The organism is Paraburkholderia dipogonis (assembly GCF_046027395.1).
GTDB classification, from domain to species: Bacteria; Pseudomonadota; Gammaproteobacteria; order Burkholderiales; family Burkholderiaceae; genus Paraburkholderia; species Paraburkholderia dipogonis_A.
Genome location: NZ_JAQQEG010000008.1, coordinates 16,768 through 36,616 on the forward strand (window position 1 = coordinate 16,768; position 19,849 = coordinate 36,616).

Here is a 19,849-nt window from a genome sequence, read left to right on the forward strand (position 1 = left end):
GCGCGGCTCCCGGACACGCGCGCGGTTCACACGGCTGCGTTCAGCCGTCGCTAGGACCGGGTTTCGCCGACGGGTCGCTGCGCAGACGCTGTTGCGTGATGTCGCGACCCACGGCGAGGCGCCGCATGTACTTGAAGGTGCCGAGCGCCTTGGCGACGAAGTGGCCTTCGCTGTCGCGAATCTCGCCTTCGCAGTAGGCCATGGTGGTCGAGCGGTGCAGCACGCGGCCACTCGCGCGCAATTCGCCGCGGCCCGGCTGCATGAAGTTGACCTTCATCTCGACCGTGACGACGCCGACGCCGTCGCCGGCGAGACTGCGCGCGGCCATCGCAAGCGCGATGTCGGCGAGCGTCATCGTGACGCCGCCGTGCGCGACGTCCCACGTGTTCATATGATCTTGCCGCAGCGGCAGCACGACTTCGCTGGCGCCGTCCGCGGCCGAGAGGAGTTGCGCGCCGAGCCGGTCGACGAACGGGCTCTCGGGCATGGACGCAGTGCTCGCGTTAGATGAAGGCGAATCGGTCATGGCTGTGTGCAGATTGTGGAGTCGCTACGTTCATGAGGTTGATGCGGGGCGCGTGAGGAGCCTTCGGCATTTTGTTCGAGCTTCCTCATGGGCCAAGGCAAAGAGCAAGCCTATCAAACTTACGCGTTCGGTGGAGTTTTATCGGGCGGTTCGGGCCGGCAGAAACAGGCCCTGCCGATGCGACTGAAGGCTCGCTCGCGAGCGTTGCGCTCTGCGGCGAAATCACGCCCGTGGGGTCGAAAGGAAAGGCTTTGCGACGACTGGCAGGGCTGTTGCCCGATTGGGGCCGGCGAGTGACTCCAATCGGGTACAGGCTACGTCGCCGGCAAATTAGAAGAAGCCTACGAGACGTTCGCAGACAAACCGTCAAGATCGGCGCGCGAGCGCGACACCGAACCGTTCGGCGTTTTTAATGCCTGAAGTCAGCGCCCAGCCAATCCGCTGCGGTGGTCTTCGCGTAGCTGACGGCGTCTTGTGGGTCGGGGAATATGCCAAGCTGCTCCCAACGTTCCTCCGCAGCAAAAGGCCCTTTGATTCCAAGCGCTTTCTGGATGCTCAACTGCGCCGCGTACCTTCCGTCCTCCAGGGGCCGCGCCGTTGCGACCACCTTGTGCGGGAGTCCTTGCCGCACGGGTTGAATCAATTCCAGGGGACCGCCGGCGGCGCCGACATCGATCAGTTCGTTCCGCGTATTGCAGTCGGGGCAATAGAAGTAAAACGAATTGTTGTCCCGATTCGGTTTGACCTGTTTGCGAGCAAGCACAGCTCGGCACTCGACATTTTCGCAAATGAATGGCATATCGTCTCCGTGATGATTGTCGAATCGTGGCGCGGCGCAGATCGGAATTGCCCGTCGGGAAACGATCTGCCAGAAGCAGTCAGGGAGCAATCAGCACATGACCGGATTGCTAATGATAGGAAGATGCCATTCGGAGTGCTTTCCAGGTCTTTGGTGACTCCTTGCAACGAACCGCTGCGCTGGCAGACGATCCGCCGATGATCAAAGTAATGTGTTTCTTCAAGCACTTATACATCGGCGCCGCACCCGCATCAACCTGAATGCGCCGCCATCCGCGCGGCCAGCCGCCCTAACCTGCGCACGGCTTCGTCGGCCAGATCGAGGTCCGTGCTCGGCGAACTGAGCCGGATGAAATGATCGAAGCGCCCGGCATTCGAAAACACCGTCCCCGGCATCACGCGAATGCCGTCGTCCAGCGCGGACTCGAAGAACGCCGTCGACGACACTTCCCGCGGCAATTCGATCCAGAAAAACATCCCGCCGCCCGGCGGCGTGAAGCGCGTGCCATCGGGAAACGAGGTAGCGATCGCCGCCGCCATCCGGTCGCGCTGCAGCCGCAACCGGTCGCGCAGACGCCGCAGATGCCGCTCATACGCGTTCGTTTCCAGAAACTCGGCGAGCACGACTTGCGACAGCTGTTCGTTGTGCCGCGACTGCGCGAACTTCAGCATGCCGATGCGCGGATGCCAGCGGCCGCCGTTGATCCAGCCGACCCGCATGCCGGGCGCCAGCACCTTGTTGAACGACGTGCAGTGAATCACGGTGCCGTCGGTGTCCCACGCCTTTAGCGATTTGGGCGGTTGAGCGGTGTCGGCCAGTTCGCGGTACGGATCGTCTTCGATCAGCGGAATGCCGGCTCGCGCGCACAGTTCGACGAGCCGCGCCTTGTGCGCATCGGGCATCACGCTGCCAAGCGGGTTCTGCAAGTTCGGCACCACGACCACGGCCTTGATGTCGGGATGCGTTTGCAGCGCGAATGCCAGCGCTTCGATCGCGAGGCCGGTGGTCGGACTGGCCGGAATTTCGAGCGCGCGCAAGCCGAGGCTTTCGAGCGCTTGCAGCAGTCCGAAAAAGCACGGTGACTCGACCGCGACGGTGTCGCCCGGCTGGGTCACCGCCCGCAACGCGAGGTTCACGGCCTCGATGCCGCCGTGGGTCATGATGATGTCGTCGGCGCCGATCTGGATGCCGGCATCGAGCGCGCGGCGCGCAATGATCGCGCGCAAGGCTGGATCGCCCTGGTCGTGCCCGGCGGCGGTCAACAAGGTGGGCCGCTTGCGCAACGCGCGCAGCGCGGCTTTCTGCAATGCGTCCGTCGGATACAGATCGGGCGACGCGGTCGCGCCGCCGAGATTCAGCGCGTCCGGATAGCGCTGGAACTTCGACACGATCGCGGAAATCACCGAGTGAATGCCGACGAACTGCGCGGCGCCCGGCTGCACCGCCAGGTCGGGCTCCGACGCGGCCGGCAGCGCAGCCGTGGGCGGCACGCGCACGAAGTAACCGGCGCGCGGCCGGGCATCGATCAGCGCGTCGCGTTCCAGCACGCGGTAGCTCTCGGTCGCCGTCGCGAGACTCACGCCATGCCGCTGCATGAACGCGCGCACCGACGGCATGCGCTCGCCAGGACGCAGCACGCCGCTGCCGATCGCCCGGCGGTATTGATCAGCCAATTGCCGGTAGAGAGGCTGGCTATCCGGCAGCCGGTCCGCAGGCGCTGCCTGCCGGGTCAGGATCGATTGGGTCATGAGCCGATAGTGCGCACAGTTCGCCCGTCACAACAGATACACATCCGCTCGATTCCGACCGATACAGCGCATTGAAACGCGTTGCTGTACCGGTTCACATTGTCGATGGCTGCGGCTGTTTTCATGCGAGCGGACTCAATAAGCTGTGTGGCATGGAAACGCTTTAAAGGAATCGGCCATGTCAGTCTGTCAATCCCGCTTTGGTCCCGCATGCAGCGCTGCTTTTCGCCTCACGGCCAGCCAGTTGGCCGTGCATGACTTGCGCGCCCGGACCTCGATCGTCGCTGCGGAAGGCGACTTGCAACTCGAGTTTCGCGACCACTCGCTAGCATGGCTGGGCGACGCCGTACCGCTCACGTCGATTACCTTGCACGAAGGCGAGTGCTTCGTGGCGCCGCAACGCGGCGTCGTGTCGATCAGCGCCGCGCATGCGAACGCTGCTGCGTTTGTCGTGCAGCCGTGGCGGCCGCCAAAGAACGGTCACGGTCTGTTCCGTCAAACGGTACGTGCGCTGGCCAGCCTCGTCAAAACGCGGCTGCGGCGGGCGTCCTGAAACGCCGCTCGGCGCACGGCACGGCCCGGTACAATGCATGACCCAAGCCGCTTCTTGCGAGGTGCAGGTCATGTCCTTCTTTCGCGCGCTGCTGTCCGGCCGTTCCGTTCGTCTGGCCACGATCCTCGCCCTCGTCACGCTGACGCTCAACGGTTGCGCCGGCCTGTTCGGCGGCGACCCGGTGCGCGTGAACGTGGCGGGCATCGAACCGATCGACGGCCAGGGCCTCGAGATGCGCTTCAACGTGAAACTGCGCGTGCAGAATCCCAACGATTCGGCGGTCAGCTTCAACGGCGTGTCGCTCGATCTCGAACTGAACGGCAAACCGTTCGCGAGCGGTGTGAGCGACCAGGCCGGCACCGTGCCGCGCTACGGCGAAACGGTCGTCAATGTGCCGCTGACGGTGCCCGCTTTCGCCGCGGTTCGCCAGGCCTTCGCCTTTGCGGGCGCGACACAGTCGGGCCAGATTCCGTACATTCTGCGCGGCAAGCTGGCGGGTGGACTGACGGGCACGACACGATTCGTCGATCAGGGCAGCTTGAGCCTGCCGTCATCTGGCATGGCTTTGCCTTGAAGCGGGTCATCGGGCTAGCCGTCACCACGCGCGAATGGAAAACGGGTGCCGTATGGTTCACGCGCTGTCGCGCCGAACCACACGGCACCCGCCGTTCACAACCGCTCGAATCGAATCACACCACTTCGAACAAACCCGCCGCCCCCTGCCCGCCGCCAATACACATGGTCACGACGACCAGCTTCGCGCCGCGCCGCTTGCCTTCGATCAGCGCATGGCCGGTCAGCCGCGCGCCCGACACGCCGTACGGATGGCCGACCGCGATCGCGCCGCCGTTCACGTTCAGACGGTCTTGCGGAATGCCGAGCTTGTCGGCGCAATACAGTACCTGCACCGCGAACGCTTCGTTCAGTTCCCACAGGTCGATGTCCTCGACCTTCAGACCCGCCTGTTTGAGCAGCTTCGGCACCGCGAACACGGGGCCGATGCCCATTTCGTCCGGCTCGCAACCCGCCACCGCGAAGCCGCGGAAAATGCCGAGCGGCTGCAGGCCTTCGCGCTCCGCGACCTTCGCGTTCATCACCACGCACGCCGACGCGCCATCCGAGAACTGGCTCGCATTGCCCGCGGTGATGACCCCGCCCGGCATCGCGGTGCGAATCTTCGATACGCCTTCGAGCGTCGTGTCGGCGCGAATGCCTTCGTCGCTGCTGACGGTCACTTCCTTCGTGTAAAGACGCCCGGTGGCTTTGTCGGCGACGCCCGCGAGCACCGTCAACGGCACGATCTCGTCCTTGAACTTGCCGGCTTCGAGCGCGGCCGCGGCGCGTTGCTGCGAACGCACGCCGTATTCGTCCTGGCGTTCCTTCGAGATCGAATAACGTTTCGCAACGTTCTCCGCGGTCTGCAACATCGACCAGTAGATTTCCGGCTTGTTCTGGCTGAGCCAGCCTTCGGTCAGCATGTGGTGGTTCATCTCGTTCTGCACGCACGAGATCGATTCCACGCCGCCGGCCACATACACGTCGCCTTCACCGGCGATCACGCGTTGCGCGGCCAGCGCAATAGTTTGCAATCCCGATGAACAGAAACGGTTCACCGTCATGCCCGGCACGCTCACCGGCAAACCAGCACGCAGCGCGATCTGCCGAGCGATGTTCATGCCCGTCGCACCTTCCGGATTGGCGCAGCCCATGATCACGTCTTCGATGCGCGCCGGGTCGAGCTTCGCGCGCTCGACGGCGGCCTGCGTCACGTGGCCGCCGAGCGTCGCGCCGTGCGTCATGTTGAAACCGCCGCGCCATGATTTGGCGAGACCCGTACGGGCGGTTGATACGATTACGGCGTCAGTCATGCATGTTCTCCTGTGTCGACCAGAGTTGGCGCTTCAGTTGTCGACCAGAGTTCGCACTTTAACGCGCTACTCCAGTCCCATGAGGGCACTTACTCCGGTCCCATACAAATTGGTCGCTGCTTCCAGATGTCGATGGTGGCGCGCTAGCGAATCGCCGCGCAGCGCCACCTCAGTCAATTCACTCGCGCTGTGACTCAGCCGTTGAACCCGCGGCCCTTCGCCGCCAGCTCCGCGATGCTCGGCGCCAGTTCCCAGGCGTCGCCGTTCGGCCGTGCCGCGTAGCGGCGAATCGCCCGCTCGACGTTGTAGAGGCCGACCGTGTCCGCGTACAGCATCGGGCCGCCGCGATAGAGCGGAAAACCGTATCCGGTCAGATAGACCATGTCGATGTCCGATGCCTTCGACGCAATGCCTTCTTCGAGAATCTTCGCGCCTTCGTTCACGAGCGCGAACACAAGCCGCTCGACGATTTCCTCATCGCTGATCTTGCGACGCTCGGCGTTGGTTTCCTTCGAGAACGCGACAATCATGTCGTCGACCACTTTCGACGGATACGCGGTGCGGTCGCCCGCCTTGTAGTCGTACCAGCCGCCGCCGGTCTTCTGGCCGAAGCGCCCCGTCTCGCAGAGACGGTCGGCGATCTTCGAGTAATGCATGTCGGGATGTTCCTGATAGCGGCGCTTGCGGATCGCCCAGCCGATGTCGTTGCCGGCCAGGTCGCTCATACGGAACGGACCCATCGCGAAGCCGAACTTCTCGATCGCGCGATCCACCTGCGCGGGCAGCGCGCCTTCTTCGAGCATGAAAAGCGCCTGGCGGATGTACTGCTCGATCATGCGGTTGCCGATGAAGCCGTCGCACACGCCCGAGACCACGGCGGTCTTCCTGATCTTCCTGGCGAGTTTCATGACGGTGGCGAGGACGTCTTTCGCCGTCTCCCTGCCACGCACTACCTCAAGAAGCTTCATCACATTGGCCGGGCTGAAGAAGTGCATGCCGACCACGTCCTGTGGACGCTTCGTGAAAGCGGCGATCTTGTCGACGTCGAGTGTCGACGTATTCGAGGCGAGGATCGCGCCGTTCTTTGCCACTTCGTCGAGACGCTTGAACACCTGCTCTTTCACGCCGAGTTCTTCGAACACCGCTTCGACGATCAGGTCGGCGTTTTTGAGGTCATCGTACGAAAGTGTCGGCGTGATCAGTGCCATGCGCTGCTCGAGTGCTTCGGGCTTGAGCTTGCCCTTCTTGACGGTCGCTTCGTAGTTCTTGCGGATCGTGGCGACGCCGCGGTCGAGCGCGTCCTGTTTCGTTTCCAGCAGCGTGACCGGAATGCCCGCATTGATGAAGTTCATTGCGATGCCGCCGCCCATCGTGCCCGCGCCGATCACGGCCACCTGGCTGATGTCGCGCACCGGCGTGTCCGACGGCACGTCGGGAATCTTGCTCGCCGCGCGTTCGCCGAAGAACGCGTGACGCAGCGCGTGGCTTTCCGGTGTCTGCACGAGCGCCATGAAGCAGTCGCGTTCGAACGCAAGGCCCTTGTCGAAGCCGTTCTGCACGCCCGCTTCCACCGCGTCGATACATTTCTGCGGCGCGGGGAAATTCTTCGCGACGGCCGCGACGGTATTGCGGGCGAACTGGATGAAACCGGCGGCGTTCGGATGCTCGATCTTGCGGTCGCGCACCTTCGGATGCGGGCCTTCTTTCGCGCCGACCTTGCGGGCGAACGCGAGCGCTGCTTCGGCCAGATCGCCTTGCGCGAGTTCATCGAACAGACCGGAGTCAGCGAGCTTCTCCGACATGACAGGCGCGCCGGAGACAATCATATTGAGTGCGGCTTCGAGACCGATGGCGCGCGGCAAACGCTGCGTGCCGCCCGCGCCCGGCAGAATGCCGAGCTTCACTTCCGGCAGCGCGATCTGCGCGCCCGGCGCGGCGATGCGGTAATGCGCGCCGAGCGCCAACTCTAGGCCGCCGCCCATCGCGACGCTGTGAATCGCCGCGACCACCGGCTTCGCGCTGCCTTCCACGGTCTTGATGACCGTGGCGAGCGTCGGCTCCTGGGTCGCTTTCGGTGTATTGAATTCGGTGATGTCGGCGCCGCCCGAGAAGGCCTTGCCCGCGCCCGTCAGCACGATGGCCTTGATGGCCGGATCGTTCTGCGCGCGCTCGACCCCATCGACAATACCCGCTCGCGTCGACAGGCCGAGGCCGTTCACCGGAGGATTGTTCAGCGTGATGACGGCCACGCCGTCATGAGTTGTGTAGTCCACTGCCATCTGCCTGCCTCCATGCGATCCATGCAATAAGGCGACGCCTAGGCGCGCCGCCCTTCCGGTCCATCGAGCCGGATCATTGTCCGACCCATTGTCTGACTTTCCGGGGTCAGCAGGCAGAATACACAAAAAAGCACGCTCGTTCAATTATCGTTTATTTTATTTCTACGCGGGGTTTCCCCTGGCAAGCGGCGTCAGCGGACAATCCTTTTCGTCTTCGAGCGCCGAAGGCAGGACATGGTCGCGGAAAATGTCGCGCAACTTGAGTTTCTGCAGCTTGCCGGTCGCCGTGTGCGGCAGTTCGTCGACGAAGGCGATGTCGTCGGGAATCCACCATTTGGCGACCTTGCCGTCGTAGAAAGCGATCAGTTCTTCACGCGTGACCTCGAAGCCCGGACGCTTGACGACCACCAGCAGCGGACGCTCCGTCCATTTCGGATGCGCGCAGGCAATACACGCCGCTTCGGCCACGGCCGGATGCGCGATCGCCACGTTCTCGACATCGATCGAACTGATCCATTCGCCGCCGGACTTGATCACGTCTTTCGAGCGGTCCGTGATGTGCAGAAAGCTGTCGCGGTCGATGGTGGCGACATCGCCGGTGGGAAACCAGCCGTCCACGAGCGGCGAGTCATCCTTGCGAAAATACCGGTCGATCACCCACGGTCCGCGCACGTGCAGATCGCCGAATGCCACGCCGTCCCACGGCAGATCGCGCCCATCCTCGCCGACGATTTTCATGTCGACGCCATAGAGCACGTGCCCCTGCTTCTCGAGCAATTTGCGCTGTTCTTCGAGCGGACGCTGGCTTTGCTCCCAAGTCAGTTTCGACAGCGTGCCGAGCGGCGACATTTCGGTCATGCCCCACGCATGGATCACCTGCACGCCGTAGTCGTCTTCGAACGTGCGCAGCATGGCCGGCGGACAGGCCGAGCCGCCGATCACCGTGCGATTGAGCGACGAAAACCGCACCTTCGCTTCGCGCAGATAGTTGAGCAGGCCGAGCCACACGGTCGGCACGCCGGCCGAATACGTGACGCGTTCGCTTTCCATCAATTCGTACAGCGACTTGCCGTCGAGGTCCTTGCCGGGGAACACGAGCTTCGCGCCCGTCAGCGGCGCGGCATGCGGAATGCCCCACGCGTTCACATGAAACATCGGCACGACGGGCAGCACGGAGTCGCGCGCGGAAAGGCTCATCGCGTCGGGCAGCGACGCGCCGAACGCATGCAGCACCGTCGAGCGATGCGAATACAGCGCGCCCTTCTGATTGCCGGTGGTGCCCGACGTGTAGCACAGGTACGAGGCTTGCCGCTCGTCGAGCGGCGGCCACTCGAAATTGCCATCCTGCGCGGTGACGAGCGTTTCGTAGCTGAGCGCGGGCGTCTGCATGGCGGGCCGATGCGCTTCGTCGGCAAGCGCGATCCAGCCGCGCACTTTCGGGCATTGCGGCGCGAGCACATCGACGAGCGGCGCGAACGTGGTGTCGAACAGCACGTAGGCGTCGTCCGCGTGATTGATGATGTAAGCGATCTGGTCAGGAAAGAGGCGCGGATTGATCGTGTGGCATACGGCGCCGAAACCGGTCGTGCCGTAATACGCTTCCAGATGGCGGTAGCCGTTCCACGCAAGCGTCGCGACCCGTTCGCCGGGCTCGACGCCGAGAGCGATCAAAGCCTGCGCGAGCTGCTTCGCGCGCTTTTCGCAATCACGATAGGTATAGCGATGCAGGTCGCCTTCGATACGCCGCGACACGATTTCGGTGCTGCCGAAATGCCGCGCGGCGTGTGCGAGCAAAGACGGCACAGTGAGCGGCACGTCCATCATCTGGCCAAGCAGCGGCGTCGTCATAAAGAGTGGTCTCCTCGGCTTGATCGTTTCAATTGGTTTTGCAGCTCGGGGGGCGCGCCTCGACGCGCCATCGGCGAAAAGCGCAAAGCCGGCAAACCACCTGGACAGGATCGGTACGGGACAGACGTACGGCCGGCCAGCAGCTCCGCGGGCGCGGACTTACAATATCGGTTAATCCAGAGGCGCTCAATATGTCGTTTTCCCCAAGCATTGCAGGGTTATCCGGGCCTTTGACGGCTCTTTCCGATGCGCTCACCACGTTGCACGAGAGCGCGTTCGCACGGCTCGGCAGCGTGTTTCTGACGCGTTTGCCCGCGGCGCCGCTCAGCGCGCCTTACATGGTCGGGTTCTCCGCCGAAACCGCCGCGCTGCTCGGGTTAGAACCGGGCCTCGAGAACGATCCGGGCTTCGCTGAACTGTTCTCCGGCAACGCCACGCGCGAGTGGCCGGCGGAGGCGCTGCCTTATGCGTCGGTGTATTCGGGGCATCAGTTCGGCGTGTGGGCCGGCCAGCTCGGCGACGGCCGCGCGCTTGGCCTGGGCGAAGTCGAACACGACGGCCAGCGCTTCGAGTTGCAGCTCAAAGGCGCGGGGCGCACGCCCTACTCGCGCATGGGCGACGGCCGCGCGGTGCTGCGTTCATCGATCCGCGAATTTCTGTGTTCGGAAGCGATGCATCACCTGGGCATTCCGACCACACGTGCGCTGTGCGTGATCGGCTCCGATCAGCCGGTACGGCGCGAGACCGTCGAAACGGCCGCCGTGGTCACGCGCGTGGCGCCGAGCTTCGTGCGCTTCGGCCACTTCGAGCACTTCTATTCGAACGATCGCACCGACGCGCTGCGCGCGCTCGCCGATCATGTGATCGAGCGTTTCTATCCGCATTGCCGCGAAGCCGACGATCCGTATCTCGCGCTGCTCAACGAAGCGGTGATATCGACCGCCGACCTGATGGTCGATTGGCAGGCGGTCGGCTTTTGCCACGGCGTGATGAACACCGACAACATGTCGATCCTCGGTCTCACCATCGACTACGGTCCATTCGGTTTCATGGACGGCTTCGACGCCGGCTACATCTGCAATCACTCCGATTCGCAAGGCCGTTACGCGTACAAGATGCAGCCGCAGATCGCCTACTGGAATCTCTTCTGCCTCGCGCAAGGGCTGCTGCCGTTGCTGGGCGAAAAGCACGAGGAAAGCGTGCGCGGCGACAAGGCGATCGAAGACGCGCAGCGCGTGCTCGGCGGCTTCAAGGACCGTTTCGCCCCGGCACTGGAGCGGCGCATGCGCGCCAAGCTCGGCCTCGAAACCGAACGCCCCGGCGACGAGGCGTTAGTGAATCGCCTGTTCGAGGTGATGCACGGCAATCGTGCGGATTTCACGCTGACCTTCCGCAACCTGGCGCGCGTGTCGAAGCACGACGCGAGCGGCGACGCTCCGGTGCGGGACCTGTTTCTCGACCGCGCCGCGTTCGACGCCTGGGCGAACGACTACCGCGCGCGGCTGTCCGAAGAAACACGCGACGACGCCGCGCGCGCCATTGCAATGAACCGTGTGAACCCCAAATTCATACTTCGCAATCATCTGGCGGAAACGGCGATCCGCCACGCGAAAGAGAAGGATTTTTCCGAAGTGGAACGACTGGCCGCCGTGCTGCGCCGTCCGTTCGACGAACAGCCCGAGCACGAAGCGTATGCGGGGCTGCCGCCGGACTGGGCGAGTTCGCTGGAAGTGAGTTGCTCGTCGTGATGTGCTGAAAGCCTCCCAATCGCGTGTAATGAGAATCCGCCTGACCATCCAGCCTCCCCAAAACAAGCCCGAGACAGGAACCCGACCATGAACAAGCCCGACGAACTCAAGACCGACGTCCCCGCCGTGCAGAAAGACGACGCCGAGTGGCGCAAGCAGCTCTCCGACATCGAATATCAGGTGACGCGCCACGCCGCCACCGAGCGCCCGTTCACGGGCCGCTACCACGATCACTGGGACCGCGGCATCTATGACTGCGTCTGTTGCGGCACGCCGCTGTTCGAATCGGACACCAAGTTCGACGCCGGTTGCGGCTGGCCGAGCTACTTCAAGCCGATCGACGGTGAAGTGATCACCGAGAAGACCGACCGCTCGCACGGCATGCTGCGCATCGAGGTGGAATGCAAGAACTGCGGCGCGCACCTGGGCCACGTATTCGAAGACGGACCCGCGCCGACCGGCCTGCGGTACTGCATCAATTCAGCTGCGTTACAATTCGAGCCCAAGTAACGCAGCGCGGAGTCCGGCGCGTTGCCGGCCGGCGTCCGCGACCATTCAGGCGCGCGCCGGCGGCGACACCCTTCACCCAGCTTGCGAACCGGTTGCCCCGACGCTTCGCACCGCGCCCTTATTCTCCGCTCACTTTCTGATTCCCCGACCAGATAATGAAATTCCTGTTCGATCTGTTTCCGATCATCCTGTTCTTCGTCGCCTTCAAGATTTGGGGCATTTTCACGGCGACGGCAGTGGCGATCGTCGCCACGCTGGTGCAGATCGCGTGGGTGGCCTTCCGCCACCGCAAGGTCGATCCGATGCTGTGGGTGAGCCTCGGCGTCGTCACCGTGTTCGGCGGCGCCACGCTCGTGCTGCACAACGACACGTTCATCAAGTGGAAGCCGACCGTGCTGTACTGGGCGTTCTCCGTCGCGCTGATCATCTCGCAACTGGCCTTCAACAAGAACCTGATCGAAGCGATGATGGGCAAGCAGATCACGCTGCCGCACGCGATCTGGGGCAAGCTGAATGTCGTGTGGGCGGTGTTTTTCGTGCTGCTCGGGCTGGTCAACCTGTTCGTCGCGTACAACTACACGACCGACCAGTGGGTCAATTTCAAGCTGTTCGGCGCCACCGGCTGCCTGGTGGTGTTCATCGTCGGACAGAGTTTGTGGTTGTCGAAGTATATGAAGGAAGAATGACATGACGAGCGATGCCGATGTATTCATGCACGCCACCACGGCGGAGCGCGCCGCGCTGATCGAAGCGCGCCTCGCCGCCGCGCTGGCGCCGGTCACTTCGATCCAGATCAGCGACGACAGCGCGCAGCACGCGGGTCACGCCGGCGCCTCCGCCGGCGGTCATTTCAGTGTCACGATCGTGGCCGTCGCATTCGCCGGCAAGGCCCGCGTGGCGCGGCATCGCATGGTGTATGATGCGCTGGCCGATGCCATGCAGCGCGGCATTCACGCCCTTGCCATCACGGCGTATACGCCCGAAGAATTCGCTTTGTTGCCCCGCTAGGAAAATTTTCGATGACCTTGAAGAAAACCCGCCTTTGGGTATTGCTGGCTGCATTTGCAGCCGCACCTGCATTCGCACAGAACATCGCCGTCGTGAACGGCACGCCGATTCCCAAAGCACGCGCCGACGCGCTGATCGACCAACTGGTCCATCAAGGCCAGCAAAATACGCCGCAACTGCAAACGGCCGTGCGCGAAGAGCTGGTGAACCGCGAGATCCTGATGCAGGAAGCGCTGCGTCGCGGCCTGCCGAATCGTCCGGACATCAAGGCGCAAATCGCCGTGGCACAGCAAACCGTCGTGCTGCGCGCGCTGATCGAAGACTTCGTGAAGAACAACACGCCGACCGACGCCGAAGTCACCGCGCGTTACAACGCGCTGATCAAGGACGCGGGCGGCAAGGAATATCACCTGCACCACATCCTCGTGGATAACGAACAGCAGGCGAAGGACCTGATCGCGAAGATCAAGGCCGGCGCAAGCTTCGAGGATCTGGCCAAGCAATACTCGAAGGACCCGGGATCGGGCAAGAACGGCGGCGATCTGGACTGGTCGGACCCGAAGGCCTACGTACCTGAATTCGCAGACGCGGCCACGCATCTGCAAAAAGGCCAGATGACCGACACACCGGTACATACGCAATTCGGCTGGCACATCATCCGTGTCGACGACGTGCGCGACGTCACGCCGCCGCCGCTGGAGCAAGTGCGCCCGCAGATCGTGCAGCAGATCCAGCAGGAAAAGCTGCAGGCGTTCGAGGAAGGTTTGCGTAAGAACGCGAAGATTCAGTAAGCGGGTTTGCCGCTGAAGATCGAGCGGCTCGCTTCGAGCGAGCACGTCGGTTCTTATTTGTCAGCGGTCCTGGCTTCTGTTCACGGCCCCGTTCAATCGAAGATTGAACGGGGCTTTTTCATGTGCGGTCAGGCTGGCGGCGATCACTTGCGCAGGGCCCGGCTCATCTCCGCAAGCGGCATCGCGACGATCGAGTCGAGCAACCGGACTTCGCCCGCATTCGGCTGCGCGATCTCGTCGACGCTGCGCCGGGTTTCCGCCACGCGGGCGTCGAGCGTGGCCAGCATGTCATCCAGCAGCTTCTCCGAGCCTTTCGGCGAGAGACGAAGTGCTTCGCCGAATGCGAGCATGTTCTTTCTGGAGATCTGCGCGAACCGCGTAGCGTCTCCTACAGGCATGGTCAGGTCGCAGTGCGGCCAACGGTCTCGCTGCTGCGGCTGGTAGGTCGGCGTATGGTAGACGACCGTACTGACCAGGTCGTAAAACGGAGCCAGCATGTAGCCACGAGGGCTGACGAAGAACGAGAGGTTTTTCAGATGTGAGTCTGCATTGCCGATGAGCACATTGAAGATCGCCCATCGGAATACATCGAGACGCGCCACCGCCCGCGTGCTCGTTTTCTCGATAGCATCCCTGAGCACCTGCGCCGTGGCATTCTGATATTTGAAGCTACGGTCGTAGTTCAGCAGTTGCATGGCGTCGACTGTATGCAGCCGCCGAGCCGGCTCGCTGCTCGTGTCACGGTCGAAGCGATCGATCACGTAGCAGGCCGAAGGCACGCGCATGAAATGCGTAGGCGGTACGGGCACGCCCATCGCACGAGCGAGTTGCATGCAGAAAAATTCGTTTATCGCCGAATGCGGATAGCCCGTGCTTCGCATGTCGGGCTTGAGCAGATGCATGGACGGTTCACTGCCCACAGGCTCAAAAAGCGCGTAATCCGGCGCGGCGCCGCGCAAAGTCAGAAGCAGCTTCTGTTGGGCACCCGCCGCGGACATGCGTTTAGGTGCCGTGGCGGTGAGCGCATGCTGCGGCATCGCCTGAATGCGTGCCTCCAGATTTGCGTACGACAACGGTTGCAGACCGCTCGATGCCTCCTGTTCACCCTCGGCGAGCAGCGTCAAGGCGCCAGCCGACTCCCGGCCGTAATAGGCAAGCAGACCCCACGCATCGCTCGCATCGACCTTGGCCTCGCGCGCGAGCGCACTGCGCATTTCCTCTTCAGGCAAAAGGTTGTCAAAGAACCATTGCACCGGCCGCTGGCTCGAGCCGTCGACGAAAGGCTGGGCTTCCAGTGGGAAAGCGGGTGAAAGCGCAAACGCGTCCTCACGACCTAGCCAGTCCTGGTCGTAGGTCAATGACCAGACACCGCTGTCATCGCTCACGATGCCCACGCGCCGGCCATTCGCATAGGCGACGAGCGTTCTAGCGGCCATGAGGATTCCGCCGGCGATGGAGCGCCTTGGTGGCCAAGGCCGGGGGGATGTCCACGGAAACTTGCGCGCGCAGCGTGATGCCCAGTTCGCCGAGGAGGTGCAGCACCTTGCCGATCTGCGCTGTCGGCTTACCTGCCTCGATATGCGTGATGAACTTGGGGGACAGGCCGGTCGCGGTGGCGACGTCGTCGCGCGTCAGCCCTTGTGCGAGCCGCGACGCCCGCACAAGATCGCCCAACACCGTCATATCGCCAATGAAAGTCTCGGATTGCACCACTTTCCGCCCCTTGTACGTTCGTACCCGCTCGGGAACATTATGCCACGGGACGAAGGAGCAGGCTTGATTCGTACCCGATCGGGTACCAAGTGATGTATTGGAGTTTTGCACGGCTGTTTCGTACCCGATCGGATACGAAGCATACCAATTTGGAGCGTATCGCCTTTCTCGTACCAGATCGGATACGGACCAAGGTGTCGACAACCTGCTCACTGCTGCACGGGCCAGCGTATTTGCCGCCCGCGCGTTGCCGGCGTCAGACGGACCGCGTAGCCGTCGCGCCGGCCAGGCTGCCGTACGAACTACACGGCAGCCTGCCTTACATCATCAGCCCAACCAGCGGCGCGCGTTCTGGAACACGCGCATCCACGGGCTTGCGTCCGTGGCGCCCTCGCCCCAGCCTTCCGGATGCCAGCTCATCTGCACCGCGCGATGCACGCGTTCCGTATGCGGCATCAGCACCGTGAAGCGACCGTCCGGCGTCGTCACCGACGTGATGCCGCTCGGCGAACCGTTCGGGTTGAACGGATACTGCTCGGTCGCCTGACCACGGTGATCGACATAACGCATCGCCACCGCGACCTTCGACGCATCGCCTTGCTGCGAGAAGTCCGCGTAGCCTTCGCCGTGCGCGATCGCCACCGGAATGCGCGAGCCTTCCATGCCGTTGAAGAAGATCGACGGCGAAGCCTGCACTTCGACCAGCGAAAAGCGCGCTTCGAATTTCTCCGATTTGTTGCGCGTGAACTTCGGCCACGCTTCGGCGCCCGGAATCATCGAGGCGAGGCTGCTCATCATCTGGCAGCCGTTGCAGATGCCGAGCGCGAACGTATCTTCGCGGCCGAAGAACGCGGCGAACATGTCGGCCAGTTGCGCGTTGAAGCGGATCGCCTTCGCCCAGCCTTCACCGGCGCCCAACGTGTCGCCGTACGAGAAGCCGCCGCACGCCACCGCGCCGGCGAAGTCCGCGAGGTTCGCGCGACCGGCCAGCAGGTCGCTCATGTGCACGTCGTGCGCGTCGAAGCCGGCGCGGTCGAATGCATAGGCCGTTTCGAGGTGCGAGTTGACGCCCTGCTCGCGCAGGATCGCGACGCGCGGACGCGCGCTCTTGCCGATGTATGGCGCGGCGACATCTTCCGTCGGATCGAACGTCAGCACCGGCGAAATACCCGGATCGGCAGCGTCGGAGAGCGCGTCGTATTCGGCGTCAGCGCAAGCGGGGTTGTCGCGCAGACGCGCAATACGCCAGCTCACTTCGCTCCACGTGCGGTGCAATTCGGTCCGCGGCGCTTCATAAATCTTCTTGGCGTCGCGATAGATTTCGATCGTGTCGCGCTCGTTGAGCTTGCCGATCACATGCGAGCACGCCGACAGCCCATGTTCGCGCAACGCTCCGAGCACCGCGTCGCGCTCAGACGCGCGCACCTGAACGACGGCGCCGAGCTCTTCGGTGAAAAGCGCGCGGATCGTGCGGTCTTCGCGGCGGCCGCTGGTCTGCTTCGCCCAGTCTTTGGCGTCGCCGTAATCGGATTCATGGTTGGGATCGAGCACCAGCATGTCGACGTTCAGCGACACGCCCACGTGGCCCGCGAACGCCATTTCACACACCGTCGCCCACAGGCCGCCGTCCGAGCGGTCGTGATACGCGAGCAGCTTGCCGTCCTGATTCAGCGCCTGGATCGCGGCGAAGAAACGCTTGAGGTCTTCCGGATCGTCCACGTCCGGCACCGTGTCGCCGACCTGCTGCGTAACCTGCGCGAGAATACTGCCACCCAGCCGATGCTTACCGCGGCCGAGGTCGATCGCGATCAGCACGGACTCGCCGACTTCGCTTGCACGGCGCAGTTGCGGCGTGAGATGGCGACGCACGTCTTCGACCGGCGCGAACGCCGAGATGATCAGCGAGACCGGCGCGACCACTTCCTTCGCAACGCCGCGGTCTTCCCACTTGGTGCGCATGGACAGCGAATCCTTGCCGACCGGAATGCTGATGCCGAGCGCCGGGCACAGCTCCATGCCGATCGCCTTGACCGTGTCGTAGAGCGCGGCGTCTTCGCCCGCTGCGCCGCACGCGGCCATCCAGTTTGCCGACAGCTTGAGCTTGCCGAGCGACGCGATCGGCGCCGCCGCGATGTTGGTGACCGCCTCGCCGACCGCCATGCGACCCGAAGCCGGCGCGTCGATCACGGCGAGCGGGGTGCGCTCGGCCATCGTCATGGCTTCGCCGGTAAAGCCCGCGTAGTCCATGGTGGTGATCGCGACGTCGGCCACCGGCACTTGCCACGGACCGACCATCTGGTCGCGTGCGGTCGTGCCGCCCACCGAGCGGTCGCCAATCGTGATCAGGAACGACTTGCTCGCCACCGTGGGATGACGCAGCACGCTGACTGCCACATCCGGCAGCGCGAGGCCGGTGACATCCACCGGCTCGAGCTTCTGCTCGACGCGTTTGACGTCGCGATGCATGCGCGGCGCCTTGCCGAGCAGCACTTCCATCGGCATGTCGACCGGCTCATGCGTGGTGTCGTCGCTCAGTTCGGAGTCGATCAGCTTGAGCTGACGCTCGGCGGTAGCCGTGCCGATCACCGCGAACGGGCAGCGCTCGCGCTCGCACATGGCGGCGAAAGCCGGCAGATCGGCCGGCGCGATGGCCAGCACGTAGCGTTCTTGCGCTTCGTTCGACCAGATTTCGCGCGGCGACAAACCGCTCTCTTCCAGCTGGATCTTGCGCAGATCGAAACGCGCGCCCTTGCCGGCGCCGTCGACCACTTCCGGGAAGGCGTTCGACAAACCGCCCGCGCCGACGTCGTGAATGCTCAGAATCGGGTTCTTCTCGCCGAGTTGCCAGCACGCGTTGATGACTTCCTGCGCACGGCGTTCGATTTCCGGGTTGCCGCGCTGAACCGAATCGAAGTCGAGCTCAGCGGTGTTGGTGCCGGTCGCCATCGAGCTCGCGGCGCCGCCGCCCATGCCGATGCGCATGCCCGGACCGCCGATCTGGATCAGCAGCGACCCTTCCGGCAAATCGTGCTTATGCGTGTGCTGGTCCGAGATATTGCCGATGCCGCCGGCGATCATGATCGGCTTGTGATAGCCGCGCACCAGACCTGCGACGTTCTGCTCGTAAGCGCGGAAATAGCCGCCCAGATTGGGACGGCCGAATTCGTTGTTGAACGCGGCGCCGCCGAGCGGGCCGTCGATCATGATCTGCAGCGGCGAGGCGATGCGATCGGGCCGGCCGTACGCTTCGTGCTTGTCGTCCGGATTGCGGTGCGCGAGCGGCTGCGCGGCGTCGCGCGCGTTTTCCCACGTCTCGACACCGTCCGGCAATTCCAGATTCGACACCGTGAAGCCCGCCAGACCCGCCTTGGGACGCGCGCCGCGGCCCGTCGCGCCTTCGTCGCGGATTTCACCACCCGCGCCGGTCGCGGCGCCCGGGAACGGCGAGATTGCGGTCGGGTGGTTGTGCGTTTCCACCTTCATCAAGGTGTGCGTGAGTTCGTTGCTGCGGCGGTAGTGCTCCGGCAGCTCACTTGCGCCCAGATCGGCCGGCGTGCGCGGGAACCAGCGCTCGGCCATGCCGCCCGCCATGATCGCCGAGTTGTCCGAATACGCGACGATCGTGCCTTGCGGATTCAGCTTCTCGGTGTTGCGGATCATGTTGAAGAGCGAGATGTCCTGCTTCTCACCGTCGATGGTCCAGTCCGCGTTGAAAATCTTGTGGCGGCAATGTTCGCTGTTAGCCTGCGCGAACATCATCAGTTCGACGTCGGTCGGGTTGCGGCCGAGCTTCGTGAAGGCGTCGACCAGGTAGTCGATTTCGTCGTCGGCGAGCGCGAGGCCCAGTTCCGTGTTTGCCGTTTCCAGCGCGCCGCGGCCATTGCTCAATACGTCGACGGTTTGCAGCGGCTTGGCCGGCAGTTCGTCGAACAGATGCAGTGCGTGGTCGCGCGACGGCGACACGCTTTCCGTCATGCGGTCGTGCAGGGCCGCGACGACGGCCGCGCGGGCTTCGTCGGTGAGCGCCTTCTTGCCGCCCAGCAGGCCGCTTTTCAGCGTGACCGTGTACTCGACGCCGCGCTCGATGCGGCGCACCTGCGTGAGGCCGCACAGGTGCGCGATATCCGTTGCCTTGCTGGCCCACGGCGACACCGTGCCAAAACGTGGCACCACGAGGAAAGTCTCGGCCGTGCCGCGCTCTTTGGTTTCTTCGAGCGGATCGCCGTAGTGCATCAGCGCTTCGATCTTCGCGTTGTCTTCGGCGGAGAGCGGCGTCTGGGCATTGACGAAGTGCAGATATTGCCCGCGCACGCCGGTGATGTTCGGATCGATGCGCGTAAGCGTGTCGAGCAGGCGAGTTTGACGGAAATCGGAAAGGGCCGAAGCGCCGGGGAAACACGAGAAGTGGGCCATGGACTTGACGTTGCGTCGCTAATGATGCCGATGAGTGATGCCGAT

16 protein-coding genes are annotated in these 19,849 nt (G+C 63.7%); 7 read left to right on the forward strand and 9 right to left on the reverse strand.

The features are described 5' to 3' along the window. Window positions 1-40: 40 nt before the first annotated feature. The 3 genes from PQR32_RS10010 to PQR32_RS10020 form a co-directional block, all read right to left on the reverse strand. Window positions 41-526, reverse strand: coding sequence for a PaaI family thioesterase (locus PQR32_RS10010; RefSeq protein ID WP_408225226.1), 486 nt, complete (start codon window positions 524-526; stop codon window positions 41-43). 409 nt (window positions 527-935) lie between these two features. Then, window positions 936-1,325 carry a hypothetical protein gene (locus PQR32_RS10015; RefSeq protein ID WP_408225229.1) on the reverse strand — a complete coding sequence of 130 codons (390 nt, stop codon included), beginning with the start codon at window positions 1,323-1,325 and terminating at the stop codon, window positions 936-938. A 251-nt stretch (window positions 1,326-1,576) separates the two neighbouring features. After that, a complete protein-coding gene (locus PQR32_RS10020) occupies window positions 1,577-3,073 on the reverse strand; it encodes an aminotransferase-like domain-containing protein (RefSeq protein WP_408225232.1) in 1,497 nt (498 codons plus the stop codon). Between the two features lie 178 nt (window positions 3,074-3,251). Here PQR32_RS10020 and PQR32_RS10025 point away from each other — a divergent pair, with 178 nt between their 5' ends. Together PQR32_RS10025 and PQR32_RS10030 are read left to right on the forward strand one after the other, a co-directional pair. Further along, a complete protein-coding gene (locus PQR32_RS10025) occupies window positions 3,252-3,626 on the forward strand; it encodes a hypothetical protein (protein WP_408225235.1) in 375 nt (124 codons plus the stop codon). A 70-nt stretch (window positions 3,627-3,696) separates the two neighbouring features. After that, a complete protein-coding gene (locus tag PQR32_RS10030; protein ID WP_408225237.1) occupies window positions 3,697-4,200 on the forward strand; it encodes an LEA/WHy family protein in 504 nt (167 codons plus the stop codon). A gap of 115 nt (window positions 4,201-4,315) precedes the next feature. Here the strand turns inward: PQR32_RS10030 and PQR32_RS10035 are convergent, their stop codons facing one another. The 3 genes from PQR32_RS10035 to PQR32_RS10045 all read right to left on the reverse strand — a co-directional run bounded on the left by PQR32_RS10035 (window position 4,316) and on the right by PQR32_RS10045 (window position 9,621). Then, on the reverse strand, window positions 4,316-5,494 hold the full coding sequence (locus PQR32_RS10035) for an acetyl-CoA C-acyltransferase (protein WP_408225239.1): 1,179 nt from the start codon (window positions 5,492-5,494) through the stop codon (window positions 4,316-4,318). A 194-nt stretch (window positions 5,495-5,688) separates the two neighbouring features. Beyond that, window positions 5,689-7,773: a 3-hydroxyacyl-CoA dehydrogenase NAD-binding domain-containing protein gene (locus tag PQR32_RS10040; protein WP_408225242.1), complete on the reverse strand. Its 2,085-nt coding sequence runs from the start codon at window positions 7,771-7,773 to the stop codon at window positions 5,689-5,691. 162 nt (window positions 7,774-7,935) lie between these two features. After that, entirely contained in the window at window positions 7,936-9,621 is a 1,686-nt protein-coding gene (locus PQR32_RS10045) for a 3-(methylthio)propionyl-CoA ligase (protein WP_408225245.1), read from the reverse strand. 191 nt (window positions 9,622-9,812) lie between these two features. Between PQR32_RS10045 and PQR32_RS10050 the strand changes: the two genes are divergently transcribed. From PQR32_RS10050 to PQR32_RS10070, 5 genes are all read left to right on the forward strand, one after another. Continuing rightward, window positions 9,813-11,369, forward strand: coding sequence for a protein adenylyltransferase SelO (locus tag PQR32_RS10050; protein WP_408225248.1), 1,557 nt, complete (start codon window positions 9,813-9,815; stop codon window positions 11,367-11,369). Between the two features lie 87 nt (window positions 11,370-11,456). Then, complete coding sequence (gene msrB, locus PQR32_RS10055; protein WP_408225251.1) at window positions 11,457-11,879, forward strand: peptide-methionine (R)-S-oxide reductase MsrB; 423 nt, start codon at window positions 11,457-11,459, stop codon at window positions 11,877-11,879. Between the two features lie 155 nt (window positions 11,880-12,034). Next, window positions 12,035-12,565, forward strand: a complete 531-nt coding sequence (locus tag PQR32_RS10060) for a septation protein A (protein WP_408225254.1) — start codon at window positions 12,035-12,037, stop codon at window positions 12,563-12,565. Window position 12,566: 1 nt separating this feature from the next. Then, window positions 12,567-12,887 (forward strand): BolA family protein, encoded by a 321-nt coding sequence (locus tag PQR32_RS10065; protein WP_408225257.1) that lies wholly within the window; start codon window positions 12,567-12,569, stop codon window positions 12,885-12,887. An 11-nt stretch (window positions 12,888-12,898) separates the two neighbouring features. Further along, window positions 12,899-13,678: a peptidylprolyl isomerase gene (locus PQR32_RS10070; protein ID WP_408225260.1), complete on the forward strand. Its 780-nt coding sequence runs from the start codon at window positions 12,899-12,901 to the stop codon at window positions 13,676-13,678. A 143-nt stretch (window positions 13,679-13,821) separates the two neighbouring features. On the opposite strand, the gene PQR32_RS10075 is transcribed toward PQR32_RS10070, so the two are convergent. The 3 genes from PQR32_RS10075 to purL form a co-directional block, all read right to left on the reverse strand. Beyond that, window positions 13,822-15,114, reverse strand: a complete 1,293-nt coding sequence (locus PQR32_RS10075) for a HipA domain-containing protein (RefSeq protein ID WP_408225263.1) — start codon at window positions 15,112-15,114, stop codon at window positions 13,822-13,824. After that, the gene (locus PQR32_RS10080; RefSeq protein WP_408225677.1) at window positions 15,104-15,361 is read right to left on the reverse strand and encodes a helix-turn-helix domain-containing protein; all 258 of its coding nucleotides are present in this window, start codon (window positions 15,359-15,361) and stop codon (window positions 15,104-15,106) included. Before PQR32_RS10080 ends, PQR32_RS10075 begins: the two co-directional genes overlap by 11 nt. Before the next feature lie 357 nt (window positions 15,362-15,718). Then, on the reverse strand, window positions 15,719-19,804 hold the full coding sequence (purL, locus tag PQR32_RS10085) for a phosphoribosylformylglycinamidine synthase (protein WP_408225266.1): 4,086 nt from the start codon (window positions 19,802-19,804) through the stop codon (window positions 15,719-15,721). Window positions 19,805-19,849: the final 45 nt, after the last annotated feature.

Bases quoted from the DNA above. Each gene is read 5' to 3' on its own strand.
- PQR32_RS10010 (WP_408225226.1), bottom strand. From the start codon at position 526: ATGACCGATTCGCCTTCATCTAACGCGAGCACTGCGTCCATGCCCGAG.
- PQR32_RS10015 (WP_408225229.1), bottom strand. From the start codon at position 1,325: ATGCCATTCATTTGCGAAAATGTCGAGTGCCGAGCTGTGCTTGCTCGC.
- PQR32_RS10020 (WP_408225232.1), bottom strand. From the start codon at position 3,073: ATGACCCAATCGATCCTGACCCGGCAGGCAGCGCCTGCGGACCGGCTG.
- PQR32_RS10025 (WP_408225235.1), top strand. From the start codon at position 3,252: ATGTCAGTCTGTCAATCCCGCTTTGGTCCCGCATGCAGCGCTGCTTTT.
- PQR32_RS10030 (WP_408225237.1), top strand. From the start codon at position 3,697: ATGTCCTTCTTTCGCGCGCTGCTGTCCGGCCGTTCCGTTCGTCTGGCC.
- PQR32_RS10035 (WP_408225239.1), bottom strand. From the start codon at position 5,494: ATGACTGACGCCGTAATCGTATCAACCGCCCGTACGGGTCTCGCCAAA.
- PQR32_RS10040 (WP_408225242.1), bottom strand. From the start codon at position 7,773: ATGGCAGTGGACTACACAACTCATGACGGCGTGGCCGTCATCACGCTG.
- PQR32_RS10045 (WP_408225245.1), bottom strand. From the start codon at position 9,621: ATGACGACGCCGCTGCTTGGCCAGATGATGGACGTGCCGCTCACTGTG.
- PQR32_RS10050 (WP_408225248.1), top strand. From the start codon at position 9,813: ATGTCGTTTTCCCCAAGCATTGCAGGGTTATCCGGGCCTTTGACGGCT.
- msrB (WP_408225251.1), top strand. From the start codon at position 11,457: ATGAACAAGCCCGACGAACTCAAGACCGACGTCCCCGCCGTGCAGAAA.
- PQR32_RS10060 (WP_408225254.1), top strand. From the start codon at position 12,035: ATGAAATTCCTGTTCGATCTGTTTCCGATCATCCTGTTCTTCGTCGCC.
- PQR32_RS10065 (WP_408225257.1), top strand. From the start codon at position 12,567: ATGACGAGCGATGCCGATGTATTCATGCACGCCACCACGGCGGAGCGC.
- PQR32_RS10070 (WP_408225260.1), top strand. From the start codon at position 12,899: ATGACCTTGAAGAAAACCCGCCTTTGGGTATTGCTGGCTGCATTTGCA.
- PQR32_RS10075 (WP_408225263.1), bottom strand. From the start codon at position 15,114: ATGGCCGCTAGAACGCTCGTCGCCTATGCGAATGGCCGGCGCGTGGGC.
- PQR32_RS10080 (WP_408225677.1), bottom strand. From the start codon at position 15,361: ATGACGGTGTTGGGCGATCTTGTGCGGGCGTCGCGGCTCGCACAAGGG.
- purL (WP_408225266.1), bottom strand. From the start codon at position 19,804: ATGGCCCACTTCTCGTGTTTCCCCGGCGCTTCGGCCCTTTCCGATTTC.